This window comes from Actinoplanes sp. NPDC051411, assembly GCF_040682075.1.
GTDB lineage: Bacteria > Actinomycetota > Actinomycetes > Mycobacteriales > Micromonosporaceae > Actinoplanes.
Genome location: NZ_JBFBAD010000033.1, coordinates 1 through 13,327 on the forward strand (window position 1 = coordinate 1; position 13,327 = coordinate 13,327).

The following is a 13,327-nucleotide window of genomic DNA, read 5'->3' on the forward strand; positions in this document are numbered from 1 at the left end:
GGGGGGGGGGGGGGGGGGGGGGGGGGGGGGGGCCCGGGGGGGGGGCGCCGTGGGGGGGGCCCCGGCCCCCGGGCGTCGGGCCCGCGGCGCCCCCCCCCCCCCGGCCCGCGGCGGGCGCGCCGCGCGCCCCCCCGCCACACCTGTCGTGATCGATGCCCGTGTTGACGAGAAACGGACGAATGCGGATGCTGGCCCAGTGATACCGATATCGCGGATGTCTCCCTCCACTGCCGATGTGCCGGTCATCGCCGTGAGCGTGGCGTCATGACCGCACCCCACGAGAACATCAAGATCTTCGATCTCCGCCCGGTCGAGGCGGTCGGCGGCCTCATCCCGGGCGGCCTGCACTGCGTGCCGGTCATGGCCGGGCTGCCCGGCCTGGGCATCGAGACCGACGTCGTCGGCATCCTGCACGGCGCCGACGGCCTGCGCATCCTCGACCCCGAGCCGCACGGGATCGGCCAGCGGGTCCGGAAGTTCTTCGAGAGCTGGGGCTACCAGGCCGAGATCATCAAGCTCTTCGACGAGGGACTGCGCAAGGGCGAGTCGTTGGTCGTCGTCCCCGCCGCGTACGAGGACCGGGGCGGAATCGCCCACCTGATGGCCGGCAACGGTGGCCACGCCGTCTACTACTTCGGAGTCGGGCACGTGGAGTCGCTGACCGGCCCGTGATCCGGCCCGGGTAAGACGGCGCACCGATGGCGGCACAAGGAGATGACCGGGACGGCGATCAGGGCCGGCCCGGTCATCGAGGTGAGGAGACCCGATGGCACAACCGGATGACCGCCCCGCGGTCGTCGACGGCGATCTTGTGACCGCCGTCGACATGGTGAGCGCTCTGACCAGCGCACCGCTGCGTTTCGAGGACGGGTCGACGCAGGTCTTCCGCCGGGACGGAAGCACGATCTACACCGAGCGGGGCCGTCCGACCGACGGCACCTGGTCGGTGGTCGAGGACGGAAAGTTCTCGTCGTTCTGGCCGCCCATCTACCGGGCGACCTACCTCCTGCAGTGGATCGTCGCCGACGGCGAGCGGGTAGGCCTCCGTTTCGTCGACGCCGCCGGCGGCCGGCGGTTCGACGGCCGCTTCCAGTAGCTCAGGCTCGGTCCGGCTCCTGGTCGAACAGGTGCCGGTACTGCCCGTAGCCCGCGGCCTCGAGGTCGGCGACCGGGATGAACCGCATGGCGGCCGAGTTCATGCAGTAGCGCAGGCCGCCGTCCTCGGCCGGCCCGTCGTCGAAGACGTGGCCCAGATGGCTGTCGCCGTGGGCCGAGCGGACCTCGATGCGGGTCATCCCGTAGGTGGTGTCCTTCTTCTCGACGATGTTGGCCGGCTCCAGCGGCACGGTGAAGCTCGGCCAGCCGGTGTGGCTGTCGTACTTGTTGATCGACGCAAACAGCGGCTCGCCGGAGACGAGGTCGACGTAGATGCCCGGCTCTTTGTTGTCGAAGTACGCATTTCGGAACGCCGGCTCGGTGTCGCCGTCCTGAGTGACGCGGCGCTGCTCGGTCGTCAGTTGGGCGATCGCGTCCGGATCCTTGCTGTAGGTGTCAGCCATCGCTGCTCCCTGTTCGTTGCCGGGTTCGTCGCCGGCCGAGCGGCTCGGCGTCGCTGGACGTCTGGTACCTATCCTGTGGTTCGTCGCCGCAAGCTTCTTACCTCGCGGGTGCCCACCGGCCGCCGCCTGCGCGTAGTCGAGCCCGTGGGTCACGCCCCGTCGACCGTAGCCCCGACACGAGCGTGGCGCGATCCTCTCGCCGGCCCCTCCGGCGGGTCCTCGTCCAGGCCGCCGCCTCGGCCCGGGCCGACCCGCGGACCCCGGGGTCCGCGGGCCGGAGGTGTCAGGCCCTTGTCCGCTTCGGGAGCTTCCACCCGGGGCGGGGGAAGTGGCAGGTGTAGCCGTTGGGGTAGGTCTGCAGGTAGTTCTGGTGCTCGGGCTCGGCCGGCCAGAAGTCGCCCGCCGGGGTGACCTCGGTGACGACCTTGCCGGGCCACAGGCCCGAGGCGTCGACGTCGGCGATCGTGTCCTCAGCGACGCGCTTCTGCTCGTCGCTGGTGTAGAAGATCGCCGAGCGGTAGCTGGCGCCCAGGTCGTTGCCCTGGCGGTTCTTCGTCGAGGGGTCGTGGATCTGGAAGAAGAACTCGAGCAGCGCGCGGAAGTCGGTCTTCTCGGGGTCGTAGACGATCTCGATGGACTCCGCGTGGGTGCCGTGGTTGCGGTAGGTGGCGTTCGGGACGTCGCCGCCGCTGTAGCCCACGCGCGTGGACACGACGCCGGGCCGGTGGCGGAACAGCTCCTCCATGCCCCAGAAGCAGCCGCCGGCGAGGATCGCCTTCTCGGTGGTCACGCCGTCTCCTTACTTGTCGTAAGTGTCAGTGATGGTGCCGTTTGTGAACAGGGTGCCGTCCTGCTGGGTCCCGCGGTGCTGCTCCGGGTTAAGCCGCGAAACGGCTTCCGGGTCCTTGTGGTATCGGGTCTGCTGTGGCACAGCTCTCCCTTGCGGGATGAAGCTGGGGAACCAGGCACCTGGATGCAAACGTACAGACACCCTGCGAGCCGATTGTATTCCCCCGGCACTGGACTCTACAGTCCAAGCAGAGTTCGATGCGACCTGCCGCCGGCCGGGGGTGTTCCAGTGCCGGCTCCTCCCGGACAACTTCCGCCGGCAGGTGCAGGCTCCTCTCGGGCAGTGGCGCCGAAAGTGCTGCTCTACCGGCGTTCCTCTGCCCGTGTCCGTTCGCCGGGGGAGAGTGGGATCACGGCGGTTCCTTTTCTCACGAGCAAATGTGTCGTCGTTCTCCAGGCAGCCGATTTTGATCTTATAGTGGACTTGACCGTCCAGTTCCACCGCGACTAGGTTCGGCCTTTGCTAGCGACGAACTGCCCGGGGCGGACCAGCCGGCGACGAGTTCCACTGACGTCGGGCTGCTCCCGGGGACTGGGTTCTACCAAGACGAATCGCGATTCGGTGGGAAGGAACAATCATCATGAGTGAGAGCTTCGAGGGCCGTAAGGTCGTGGTCGTCGGCGGCAGCAGCGGCATGGGCCTGGCCACGGCCCACCAGGTGGTCGCCGGGGGCGGCACCGCCGTGATCACGGGCCGAGACCAGGACAGGGTCCGGACCGCGGTCGAAGCGTTGTCGCAGAACGGAAAGGCATGGGGCATCACGGCCGAGCTGACCGACCGCGACCAGGTGCCCGAGATCCGAAAGCAGCTCGCCGCCGAGCACGCCGACGCGACCATGCTCGTCAACGCCGCGGGTTTCTTCATCCCGAAGGCGTTCAGCGAGTACGACGAGGCCTTCTACGACTCGTACAACGAACTGAACCGCGCGCTGTTCTTCATCACGCAGACCGTCGTCGCGGGCATGGTCGCCGGCGGCCGGGGCGGCGCCATCGTCAACATCGGCTCGATGTGGGCGCACCAGGGCATCGCGGCGACCCCGCACACCGGCTACTCCGTGCAGAAGGGCGGCCTGCACTCGTTCACGAAGGCGCTGGCGATCGAGCTGGCGCCGCACAGCATCCGGGTCAACGCGGTCGCGCCCGCGGTCGTGAAGACGCCCCTGTACCTGGGCTTCGTCCCAGCGGACAAGTTCGATGAAACCGTCGGCAGCTTCGACAGCTTCCACCCGCTGGGGCGTGTCGGTAGCCCGGAGGACATTGCGAACGCGGTGTCGTTCCTGCTGTCGGACAAGTCGAGCTGGATGACCGGCGCCATCGTCGACGTCGACGGCGGTGTCATGGCCGGCCGCAACTGACCCTCGAAACGTCAGACCTTGGATCACGCCCGCGGCCTGCGGACGCCCCGCGTCCGCAGCCCGCGCCCGCGGCGGGAGGCGCGGCCCGCCGACGGCCTGGCGGTCGACTTCGTCGTCGAGGGCGGTCGCGCGCAACTGGGTGAGATCGCCCAGCGGGTGCGTGACGGGCAGCTGCGGACGGACATCGGCAACGTTGCGACACTCGACGATGATGCCGTCGCCGCCTTCAACCCGACCAAGCGGAAAGGGGAAGGCGATCATCCGCGTTCGTCCGTGAGGACTCGGACAGCGAGCGGTTTTTGCCCTCCTTGCGGATCAGCGTCGACCGCGTCGCGAACAGACGCCGGCCCACCGCCAGTAGTTGCCCGGAGCTATGGCGTGATGAGCAGTTGGTAGGCGTCGATGGCGCTCATGCCGTTGACCTGCCTCAGGTTGGGCGGCGGCGAGCAGCAAGGCAGCGAGCGGAACCGCGATGCCGGTGGTGCACCAAGGCCGCCTTCCGGTGACCACGGCGGTCAGCGCTTTCCCAACTCTGAACCGCCGGTTCTGTTCGTCAGGTGTCATTCCGATGTGCGGACACCTAAGGTGAGCCCGTGGACTTCGCCGGGTCGATCCCCGCCATCTACGACCGCTATCTGGGCCAGTTGCTGTTTCGGCCGTACGCCGATGACCTCGTGGCCCGTCTGGCCGCCGAGCGGCCAGGGCGGGCGCTCGAGCTCGCGGCCGGTACGGGCATCGTGACCGCCCAGGCGGCGAAGGCCCTGCCCGGCGTGCACATCGTGGCCACCGACCTCAGCCAAACCATGCTGGATGTCGCGGCCGGCCGCAAGGAAACGTCGGGAGTGACGTTCCAGGTCGCCGACGCCCAAGATCTGCCGTTCGACGACGGCAGCTTCGACGCGGTTCTCTGCCAGTTCGGCGTCATGTTCCTGCCGGACAAGGCACGGGCTTACGGCGAGACGCGCCGGGTCCTGCGCCCCGGCGGCACGCTGCTGTTCAGCGTCTGGGAAGGCGTCGGCGACAACCCGATCGCCGCTACCGTCCAGGCGGCGCTTGCCGGCTACTTCCCCGAGGATCCGCCGCAGTTCATCTCGCGGGTCCCGCACGGCTACCACGACCCGTCCGCAATTCGCGAGGCGCTGCACACCGCCCACTTCAACAAGATCGACGTGACGGCGCTGACACTGCCGAGCGTCTCACCTTCCGCTGGGGACGTGGCCATCGGCTTCTGCCAGGGCACCCCGATCCGCAACGAGATCGTCAGCCGCGGCGGAGACCTCGAGGCGGTCACCGACGCGGTGCGCTCCGCCCTGACGAATACCTTCGGCCACGGCGAGGTGCGTGCCGACATGGCCGCCTTGGTCGTCACGGCACGCTGATCCACGGCATGGCACACCGCCGGAACGATCTGAGCGAGTGGGCCGCCACGCGACCGCATCGCCGCGCCGCGGCCAGCGCTTCGCCGATGCCGCTGCTGGCGGCGGTGATGAGGGTGACGGGGCTGTCGTCGGTGCGGTGGGACAGGTCAGACGAGGTTGTCGCCGATGAAGCGGGCGGCTCGGTCGAGGGCTGTGTTTCCCTCGTCGAGGACGGCGGCGAAGGCCTGGAACACGTGCGGTACCCCGGGGGTGACGTCGAGGATCACGGCAACGCCGTCGGCTGCGGCCTTTACCGCGAGGCTTGTGGCGTCATCGAGGAGCACCTCGTGGGATCCGGCTTGGATGAGCAGCGGCGGAAGCCCGCTGAGGTCGGCGAAGATGGGGCTCACCAGCGGGTCGGTCGCGGCGGTGCGGGTTGCGTCGAGGTAGTCGCGGACCCGTGTGCGGATCGACTGGGCACTGATGCTCGGGTCGAGTTCGGCCTTGGTGGCGTAACTGTCGCCGCTCACGGTCAGGTCAGTCATGGGCGAGAACAGCACTGCGGCCGCCGGCATGGTCAGGCCCCGGAGCCGGCCCGTGATCAGAAGCTCGATGGCGAGGTTGCCGCCGGCCGATTCCCCCGAGACGACGACATGCTCGGCGTTGCCGGCCTGCTCGACGAGGGCCCGGTAGGCGGCGGTGACGTCCTGCAGAGCAGCCGGATAGGGATGTTCCGGGGCAAGGCGGTAGTCGACCGAGACCGCGCGCATCCCCGTCTTGCGCGCCAGGTTGGCCGCCAAGCCGACCGAGCCTCGCGCGGAGCCGACAGCAAAACCGCCACCATGGGTGTGGAAGATCGTGCCGCGAGGCTCGACACCGTCGATGTCGATGTCGATGACGGGTACGCCGCCGAGTTGGCCCGGGGTCATCCGGACGTCCTCAGGAAGGGGCTGCGCGGTCAGCATCTTCTCGAGGAGGGGACGGTGGACGGCGACGTCCCCGCCGAGGTCGAACGGGGCGTTGCGGAGGATCTGGTGGACCATGTCGCGTTGCTGGGCGGTCATGTGGGTTCCTGTCGTTGCGCGGATCGGTTGCGGCATGCCGTACCCGACTAGATTAGCCCTAATCTAGTTAGCGTCAAGCTACTTTTGGCTAAGGTAAATTAGGGTGTGATCCGACACGGCGGGAGACGACATGACTGATCTGCGGCAGGTCTTCGACGATCTGGTCAGGTTCGAGACCATGCTCTGGACCGCGGTCGACGCCCGCCTGCAGGAGACCAGCAGCACGACCCTGGCCAGCTTGAACATGCTGTTGATCATCGACGCGACGCCCAACTGCCGGGTCTTCGACATCGCGCGGGCGCTGGCGATCACGGTCGGAGGCGCCAGCCAGGCCGTGGATCGCCTCGAGAAGGCCGGTTGGTGCGTTCGCCGAGCGCACCCCACCGACCGCCGCTCATCGATCGTGGAATTGACCCACCCGGGCAGGGCGCTCCTGGCCCGCGCCGCCCCGGTGTTCGACGAGGAACTGGACCGCTTGCTGAGCGCGCCGCTCTCCGGCGCTGACCTCGGACATTTGGCCGACAGCCTCCGTGCGCTGCGCCGATCGGCGGCAGCCGCCCCCGACACAGCCACCAAGGCCACGTCGCCGAGGCCGAACTGAAAAGATCCGCCGGCTCAACCGGCCAACGCCGAGGGCCGCTACGCAGCCGAACAGGACTCCCGAGCCGCCAACGTGAACGGCCCGGGAATGAACCAATCCGTTCCGAACTCGGCTCCGTTCGCGCCGTCCCAGCGTAGGAGGCGCCGCGTGCAGCGCCACGTCGCGGGGTTCCGCCACCGGCAACCACGACCCGGGCGGCTCGGTCCCGATCGGGGTGGCAACGGGCGGTCACGCGGGGGTGATGAAGCCGGTCTCGTAGGCGGTGATCACCGCCTGGGTCCGGTCCCGGGCGTGCAGCTTGGTGAGCACGTTGCCGACGTGGGTCTTGACCGTCTCGTTGCCCAGGTACAGTTGGGCGCCGATTTCGGCGTTGGACAGTCCCGCGGCGATGAGGCGCAGGACGGTGGTCTCCCGGTCGGTCAGCCGTGCCGAGCGCAGCGCGTCGCGGGCCGGCGGGCGCCCGAACCGGCGGACCAGGTCCCGGATCGCCGTCGGGTACAGCAGAGTGGTGCCCTGGGCGATGAGCCGGATCGCGTGCAGGATCTCGGCCGGCCGGGCCCGCTTGAGTAGGAAGCCGCTGGCGCCCTCGCGTAGGGCCGCGTAGACGTACTCGTCGTTCTCGAAGGTCGTGACGATCAGGATCCTGGGTGGGTCCGGCATCGTGGTCAGGATCTCGGCGGTCGCTTCGATCCCGGTGCGCTCCGGCATCCGTACGTCCATCAGCACCACGTCGGGCCGCAGCTGCCGGGCCTGGGCGACTGCCTGCGCGCCGGTGCCCGCCTCGCCGACCACGCTCAGGTCGGGCTCGGCCTGGATAAGCGCCCGCAAACCGGCGCGGACGAGGTGCTCGTCGTCGGCGAGCAGCACGGTGACGTTCATCGGGCCGGGTGCAGCGGCAGCCGGACCCGGACCCGCCAGTGGCCGCCCTCCGCGGCGGCGGTCATCTCGCCGCGGAGCAGTTGTACCCGCTCCCGCATGCCGGGCAGGCCTTGGCCGCCGCCGTGCCGGGCGAACCGGCGCCGGGGGACCAGGGGATTGACGACGTCGAGTTCCACCTGGTCGGCGGTGGCGGCCAGGCGGACGGTGATCTCGGTACGCCCGGCGTGGGCGACCACATTGGTCAGGCTCTCCTGCAGGATCCGGAACATCTCCCGCGAGACGGTACCGGGCACGGCCAGGATCGGGCCGCTGACCGTGGCGTCGATCCCGATGCCCAGCGTCCGGTTGGCCGCCAGCAACTGATCGAGGTCGGCCAGCGTCGGCGCGGCCGCCGCCGGCGAGCCCTCGCGCAGCAGCCCGATCACGTGGTCCAGCTCGGCCATCGCGACCCGGCCGGTCTCTTCGATCGCGGCCAGCGCCTGCCGGGCGAAGGCCGGGTCCTGGTCGAACAGCACGTGTGCCGTGCCCGCCTGAAGTGTGGTGATGGTGAGCGCGTGGCCGATCGAGTCGTGCAGTTCGCGCGCCATGCGGTTGCGGGCGGCCAGGGCCCGCGTCCTCCGTTCCAGGTCGGCCACCTTCTCGACCGGCGAGGGCCCGAGCAGCACCGGCGCAGTCCGACTCAGCACAGCGCCGCAGCCCGCGACCAAGCCGGCGATCGGCGCCGCCGCGAGCAGTGCGCCGGCCGCGACGAGTATCCCCGGCCCGCCCGCCCGTGACTGCCAGTCCGGCAGGCTGACCATCCCGTCGGCGAAGGGCGCCGCCAGGCAGGTGGCCAGTACGAAGGGCGCCGCGCCGGTCAACACCGTGGTGATCCCGCCGAGCAGGAGGTGCAGCCAATACCAGACACTCGCCCGCCACTGCGTACCTTCTGCCGAGAGGGGACCGGTCGCGTCGCCGAGCAGCGCTGTGGCTATCGCGATCTCCATCCGGCGGGTCATCGGCAGCAGGCTGACGAGCACCGCGAGCGCCACGGCCACGCCCGAGATGGCGGCGCGGGCGCTCAGCCCAAGGATCGGCCCGTGGAAGAGAGCCGTCCAGATCAAGAACATCAACGGGTACGGCGCGAGCAGCGCCCCGCCGGCTAGCAGGCACGCCCACCGCCGCAGGAGGATTCGCACGAGCCTCATTCTGCCCGGCTCCCAGTCGGTATCGGCATCCCGACCGGGAGGGGGTGGCGTTTCCCGCAAATGGGGGAGACGCTCCCGCTGGCTCGTGATCCGCCGGGCCGCGGAACCGGCCAGGCTCGGCACCCATGAGACGACGAATCCTCTGGGCCTTGCCCGCGGCGCTGGCGGTCCTGTTGCCGGCCGCCGTGACCGTGGCGTACGCGGGCACCCAGCCGGCCCGGGCGGTCACCTGGGTGACCTGCGCGACCGACAGCGCCATCCCGGTGGCCGGACGGCGCTGCGGCCAGGTGCGGGTACCCCTCGACTGGGCGGCCCCAGGCGGCACCGCCATCACCCTGTCGCTGCACGTCGACCCCGCGACCGACCCCGCGGGGCGGGTCGGCGCGCTCTTCATCAATCCCGGCGGCCCGGGCGGCAGCGCGACCCAACTGGTCGACCGCGCGGTCCAGCTCTTCCCGGCCGAGCTGCGGCGGCGCTTCGACATCATCGGGCTCGATCCGCGCGGGGTAGGGGAGAGCACGCCGCTGTCCTGCGACCCGGCGCTGCAGCCGACCGCCGACGACCTCGACCCGCACGGCCCGGCCGCGTTCACCGCGCTGGTCGCCCGCAACCGGGCCTTCGCCGACAGTTGCCGGCAGCGCTCGGGAGCACTGCTGTCGCATCTGGACACCGTGAGCGTCGCCCGGGACCTGGAGGCGGTCCGGCAGGCGATCGGCGAGCCGTCGCTGAACTGGCTCGGCTTCTCCTACGGCACCGCGATCGGCAACACCTACGCCACCCTGTTCCCGCGGCACATCCGCGCGCTGGCCGGCGACGGGGTGCTGGAGCACAGCCTGCCCAGCCGGCAGATGCTCCTGGACGAGGCCCGCACCGCGGAGGACGGCTTCGACCGGTTCGTCGACTGGTGCGCCGGCTCGGTCGCATGCGCACTGCACGGCCGGGACGCGGGTCGGGCATACGACGCCCTGGTCGCGCGGGCCACGGCCACGCCGATCGCCGCGCCCAAGGCCGGCAAGCCGGTCACCGGGACACAGATCCGTCTCGGCACTCAGGCGCTGCTGCTCACCCCGGCGCAGAGCTGGCCCGCGCTCGCCCAGGCGATCGTGGCCGCGGAGAACGGCGACGCCGACACGTTCGCGTCGACCTCGGTCATCGACCCGGTCCAGCAGGCAGTCGAGTGTCTCGACTTCAGGACCATGGCGACGAGTTACGCCGCGGTACGCGAGGCGCGGGCCACCGCTGTACGGGTGTCGCCGCACCTCGGCGGCCTGGTGCAGTCCTGGACCGGTCTGACCGGGTGCGCCGGCTGGCCGATCACGCCGACCAACCCGCAGCACCCACTGCGCGTCCGCGGGAACCCGCCGATCCTGTTCGTCAACTCGCGGCACGACCCGGCGACCAGCTACGTCTGGGCCTCCCATGTCGCGTCGGTGGTGCCGCGCAGCGCCCTGCTCACCTACGCCGGCGACGGCCACACTTCGTACCTGACCTCCACCTGCGTGTCGGACACCGTTAACCGGTACCTGTTCACCACGAAGCTGCCCGTCCCGGGCAGCCGTACCTGTCCGGCCGTCTGACTCCTCCGGGCCGTTAGCTGGCCGCGGGCCAGCTGCCCGTCATCTGCCGCGGCCGCCACGCTCGTGTCTCTGTCGGCGCTGCTGTTGTCGATTGAACTGTTCAACCGTGCGTCGACACGGCGTCTGCGGTGATCTCGGTCGTTGCCTGAGCCGCGGCGAGGAAGTCGTCGACCTCCGGCGAGGTGCGTGATGGCGCCACCGCGAGGCACACCTGGTCGGGTGCCAGGTCCGGGATGAGCCAGGCCGGTCGCGTCATTCAATGGCGTCGACGGGACCACCGTCAACAACGACCGGGCGGGCATGGCTTCCTATTCAGCTCCAGAAAGCAGGCACTCCATGAGCAGCATCAGCATTATCAGCCCGGGGAATATGGCCCGCGCCGTGGCCGGCCGAGCGCTCGCCGGCGGCAACGCGCAGGCCAAGACGAGCGTGTCGGCGTTCATCGAGAGCCTCGGACTGCGCCCGCGGGACACCGGCGACCTGAGCATGGCCCACTGGCTAGAGGGAGCGGGCGTGTTGACGATGGGCTTGGCCCGCTACGGCGTCGGGAACTTCGACTTCTCCCTGGGCATCAACAGCCTCGAAGGAGCGTCACGATGACCTCCTCTGCCCGAGACCTCGAAAGAGCAGACGTCGACCTGACGGCCGCTTCGTCCGGAAGGCACGCCAGCGTGCGGCGATGGGCGTGGCTCGGCCTGGTCGCCCAGGCGGTCTTCGTCGCGAGCTGCCTCGTCCCGGTGTTCTGGCAGGGACCGCACTACAGCGCCGTCGCCCACACCATCAGCGACATGTACGCGGTCACTGCGCCGCATGCCGGGTTCCTGGTGGTGGTCCTGAGTTTGTGCGGCGCCGCCACGATGGGCTTCGCATTGCGTTCGGTGTGGTCGCAGCTGCGTACCGGTGGCTGGCGCGCGGCGACAGGTTCCGTTCTGCTCGGCCTGTCCATCGTCGGGCTCGGCGACCTGCTCTCTCCTGCCGAGAGGCTGGCCTGCCGGATGGCCGACCCGGGATGCACCGCCACGCAACAGCTGTCCAACGTGGGCGGACAGCTTGACAACGTCATCAGCTCGATCGGCCTCCTGCTGCTCGTGATCGCCGCATTCTTCCTGGCCGCCGCGATGCGCCGCACACACGGCTGGGAGGGCTGGGCGCGCCCGACGCGGTGGACGGCAGTCCTGATAACCACGTTTGCGGTGGCCAGCGTGCTGACGCAGGGGGCGGGCTACACCGGCCTGTTCGAGCGCCTGGTCGCCATCACGGGCGCCGCCACGCTCGCGGTGCTCGCGATCGGGATCCTCCGACGGACCCGAGGCACGTCCTGACGGCCGCGTCCCCATCATGCACGAGGTGCCGGTCGACACTCCGTCCACTACGTCGACTCGAACCGCGTGATCTTTGCCCAGAACGGCGGTAAAACGGTTATCGGGTGAGCCAGCGATCCAACTCGGCGAGGATGTTCTCGATCTGCGGGCGGAGCGCGTCGGCACGGAGGCGATCCAGGGATGGAGCTGATCTCCGTCTTCGATTTTCAGCCAAACAGCGACCTCGGGGTCGAGAGCGGAGCACGTGATGAGGGCAGCCCGTTTCAGCCGGTTCGGCGGTCCTGAGGTCCTCGAGGTAGTAGATCTTCCGGAGCCGCGTCCTGGGCGGGGACAGGTCCGGATCGCGGTGCGCGCCGCCGGCGTCAGCCTGAGTGACTGGATGAAGCGCAAGGGCCTGATGGATCAGGAACTTCCGCAGACCCTGGGTTATGAGGCGGCGGGGGTCGTCGACGAGCTCGGCGACGGCGTCACCGATGTGACCGTCGGCGATCGTGTGTTCGGCTTCTGCGCCGAGGGGGCGGCTCAGGCCGAGCTGGCGGTGCTGTCAGCCTATGCGCCGATGCCACCGTCGCTCGACTTTCCGGCCGCCGCCGGGCTGCCGGCCGCCATCGAGACGGCCGCGCGTGCGCTCGACCAGCTCGGCGTCGCCCGCGGCGGCACGCTGCTGATCAACGGCGCGTCCGGCAGCATCGGCAGTGCGGCGGTTCAGTTCGCGGTAGCGCGTGGTGCCCGCGTGATCGGCACCGCAGGCGCGGCCAACCACGACTACGTGCGCTCGCTGGGAGCCGAGCCGGTCACCTACGGCGAGGGCCTCACCGGGCGGGTACGGGCGCTCGCCCCCGAGGGCGTCGACCTCGCGCTCGACGTCGCCGGCAGCGGCATCCTGCCCGAACTCATCGAAATCGCCGGCGGTGCGGAGCACGTCCTGACGGTCGCGGACTTCGCGGGCGCGCAGAAGTACGCGGTGAGATTCAGCCGGGGCGACTCTGGTCGCGCGCTTTACGTGCTTGCCGAAATCGGCGAGCTGATCGAGGCCGGGCGCTTCGAGCCCCAGGCTGTGCGGACCTTTCCGCTCGCCGAGATCGCCGAAGCCCACCGCGTCAGCGAGCAGGGTAAAGGGCGGGGAAAGCTCGTTCTGCTGATCGGCTGAGACGCCTCACGCCGTCACTCCCTCCGTAAGCGAGCCCACGACTGCTTCAGCACCACGAAGACGTACTCGAATAGCCGGTGCCGCGGCTGTCGTGTTCGCCGACACTGCTTCCGAGTGGCCACCGGCGTCGCCGTTACCGGCGCCATCCCTCGCGGCGATCTTCACCCGCAACATCGCGTCGCTGGACTTTCCGATGGCGTCGGTCCGCCTGGAGGTCCCACGCTGGTGATCTCGACCCAGCGGGCTGTCACGAGAGTTTCATTTCGGATAGTTTTCGGCCCGCCCGGACCGGTGTGTCGATCATTCGTCGGGTTCCAGCAGCAAATATTGACATCGGCATATCTCGATGCCAACCTGGTCCGAAAGGGTTTTCGGGCCTCGCTCCTCCCGGTGTCCGAGCTACGGAACGCATTCCAGACCGTCCTC

Annotated in this window: 15 protein-coding genes; 9 read left to right on the top strand and 6 right to left on the bottom strand. The window is 69.7% G+C overall.

Annotated elements, in window-relative coordinates:
- The first annotated feature begins 264 nt into the window (after positions 1-264).
- Positions 265-672: a hypothetical protein gene (locus AB0M88_RS19725; protein WP_364103742.1), complete on the top strand. Its 408-nt coding sequence runs from the start codon at positions 265-267 to the stop codon at positions 670-672.
- Positions 673-766: 94 nt separating this feature from the next.
- A complete protein-coding gene (locus AB0M88_RS19730; protein ID WP_364103745.1) occupies positions 767-1,096 on the top strand; it encodes a hypothetical protein in 330 nt (109 codons plus the stop codon).
- A gap of 1 nt (position 1,097) precedes the next feature.
- Here AB0M88_RS19730 and msrB read toward each other — a convergent pair whose 3' ends face one another.
- The gene (gene msrB, locus AB0M88_RS19735; RefSeq protein WP_364103748.1) at positions 1,098-1,559 is read right to left on the bottom strand and encodes a peptide-methionine (R)-S-oxide reductase MsrB; all 462 of its coding nucleotides are present in this window, start codon (positions 1,557-1,559) and stop codon (positions 1,098-1,100) included.
- Between the two features lie 283 nt (positions 1,560-1,842).
- Positions 1,843-2,349 (bottom strand): peptide-methionine (S)-S-oxide reductase MsrA, encoded by a 507-nt coding sequence (gene msrA / locus AB0M88_RS19740; protein ID WP_364103751.1) that lies wholly within the window; start codon positions 2,347-2,349, stop codon positions 1,843-1,845.
- A gap of 640 nt (positions 2,350-2,989) precedes the next feature.
- Between msrA and AB0M88_RS19745 the strand changes: the two genes are divergently transcribed.
- Positions 2,990-3,763, top strand: a complete 774-nt coding sequence (locus AB0M88_RS19745; protein ID WP_364103754.1) for an SDR family oxidoreductase — start codon at positions 2,990-2,992, stop codon at positions 3,761-3,763.
- 593 nt (positions 3,764-4,356) lie between these two features.
- On the top strand, positions 4,357-5,142 hold the full coding sequence (locus tag AB0M88_RS19750; RefSeq protein ID WP_364103757.1) for a class I SAM-dependent methyltransferase: 786 nt from the start codon (positions 4,357-4,359) through the stop codon (positions 5,140-5,142).
- Positions 5,143-5,288: 146 nt separating this feature from the next.
- On the opposite strand, the gene AB0M88_RS19755 is transcribed toward AB0M88_RS19750, so the two are convergent.
- The gene (locus AB0M88_RS19755; protein ID WP_364103760.1) at positions 5,289-6,185 is read right to left on the bottom strand and encodes an alpha/beta hydrolase; all 897 of its coding nucleotides are present in this window, start codon (positions 6,183-6,185) and stop codon (positions 5,289-5,291) included.
- Between the two features lie 130 nt (positions 6,186-6,315).
- On the opposite strand from AB0M88_RS19755, the gene AB0M88_RS19760 reads away from it, so the two are divergent.
- Positions 6,316-6,786: a MarR family transcriptional regulator gene (locus AB0M88_RS19760; RefSeq protein WP_364103763.1), complete on the top strand. Its 471-nt coding sequence runs from the start codon at positions 6,316-6,318 to the stop codon at positions 6,784-6,786.
- A 228-nt stretch (positions 6,787-7,014) separates the two neighbouring features.
- On the opposite strand, the gene AB0M88_RS19765 is transcribed toward AB0M88_RS19760, so the two are convergent.
- Complete coding sequence (locus AB0M88_RS19765) at positions 7,015-7,665, bottom strand: response regulator transcription factor (RefSeq protein WP_364103766.1); 651 nt, start codon at positions 7,663-7,665, stop codon at positions 7,015-7,017.
- Positions 7,662-8,843: a histidine kinase gene (locus AB0M88_RS19770; RefSeq protein WP_364103769.1), complete on the bottom strand. Its 1,182-nt coding sequence runs from the start codon at positions 8,841-8,843 to the stop codon at positions 7,662-7,664. The genes AB0M88_RS19765 and AB0M88_RS19770 overlap by 4 nt, the downstream gene beginning before the upstream one ends.
- Positions 8,844-8,977: 134 nt before the next feature.
- On the opposite strand from AB0M88_RS19770, the gene AB0M88_RS19775 reads away from it, so the two are divergent.
- Entirely contained in the window at positions 8,978-10,429 is a 1,452-nt protein-coding gene (locus tag AB0M88_RS19775; RefSeq protein ID WP_364103772.1) for an alpha/beta hydrolase, read from the top strand.
- A 100-nt stretch (positions 10,430-10,529) separates the two neighbouring features.
- On the opposite strand, the gene AB0M88_RS19780 is transcribed toward AB0M88_RS19775, so the two are convergent.
- A complete protein-coding gene (locus AB0M88_RS19780) occupies positions 10,530-10,685 on the bottom strand; it encodes a hypothetical protein (RefSeq protein WP_364103774.1) in 156 nt (51 codons plus the stop codon).
- Between the two features lie 80 nt (positions 10,686-10,765).
- Here AB0M88_RS19780 and AB0M88_RS19785 point away from each other — a divergent pair, with 80 nt between their 5' ends.
- From AB0M88_RS19785 to AB0M88_RS19795, 3 genes are all read left to right on the top strand, one after another.
- Positions 10,766-11,029 carry a hypothetical protein gene (locus AB0M88_RS19785; protein ID WP_364103777.1) on the top strand — a complete coding sequence of 88 codons (264 nt, stop codon included), beginning with the start codon at positions 10,766-10,768 and terminating at the stop codon, positions 11,027-11,029.
- On the top strand, positions 11,026-11,751 hold the full coding sequence (locus AB0M88_RS19790; protein ID WP_364103780.1) for a DUF998 domain-containing protein: 726 nt from the start codon (positions 11,026-11,028) through the stop codon (positions 11,749-11,751). Before AB0M88_RS19785 ends, AB0M88_RS19790 begins: the two co-directional genes overlap by 4 nt.
- Before the next feature lie 247 nt (positions 11,752-11,998).
- Positions 11,999-12,901: an NADP-dependent oxidoreductase gene (locus AB0M88_RS19795; RefSeq protein WP_364103783.1), complete on the top strand. Its 903-nt coding sequence runs from the start codon at positions 11,999-12,001 to the stop codon at positions 12,899-12,901.
- Positions 12,902-13,327 lie beyond the last annotated feature (426 nt).

Coding starts and splice junctions, on each gene's coding strand:
- AB0M88_RS19730 (WP_364103745.1), top strand. CDS start 767: ATGGCACAACCGGATGACCGCCCCGCGGTCGTCGACGGCGATCTTGTG.
- msrB (WP_364103748.1), bottom strand. CDS start 1,559: ATGGCTGACACCTACAGCAAGGATCCGGACGCGATCGCCCAACTGACG.
- AB0M88_RS19765 (WP_364103766.1), bottom strand. CDS start 7,665: ATGAACGTCACCGTGCTGCTCGCCGACGACGAGCACCTCGTCCGCGCC.
- AB0M88_RS19760 (WP_364103763.1), top strand. CDS start 6,316: ATGACTGATCTGCGGCAGGTCTTCGACGATCTGGTCAGGTTCGAGACC.
- AB0M88_RS19795 (WP_364103783.1), top strand. CDS start 11,999: ATGAGGGCAGCCCGTTTCAGCCGGTTCGGCGGTCCTGAGGTCCTCGAG.
- AB0M88_RS19745 (WP_364103754.1), top strand. CDS start 2,990: ATGAGTGAGAGCTTCGAGGGCCGTAAGGTCGTGGTCGTCGGCGGCAGC.
- AB0M88_RS19790 (WP_364103780.1), top strand. CDS start 11,026: ATGACCTCCTCTGCCCGAGACCTCGAAAGAGCAGACGTCGACCTGACG.
- AB0M88_RS19775 (WP_364103772.1), top strand. CDS start 8,978: ATGAGACGACGAATCCTCTGGGCCTTGCCCGCGGCGCTGGCGGTCCTG.
- AB0M88_RS19755 (WP_364103760.1), bottom strand. CDS start 6,185: ATGACCGCCCAGCAACGCGACATGGTCCACCAGATCCTCCGCAACGCC.
- AB0M88_RS19785 (WP_364103777.1), top strand. CDS start 10,766: ATGAGCAGCATCAGCATTATCAGCCCGGGGAATATGGCCCGCGCCGTG.
- AB0M88_RS19725 (WP_364103742.1), top strand. CDS start 265: ATGACCGCACCCCACGAGAACATCAAGATCTTCGATCTCCGCCCGGTC.
- AB0M88_RS19780 (WP_364103774.1), bottom strand. CDS start 10,685: ATGACGCGACCGGCCTGGCTCATCCCGGACCTGGCACCCGACCAGGTG.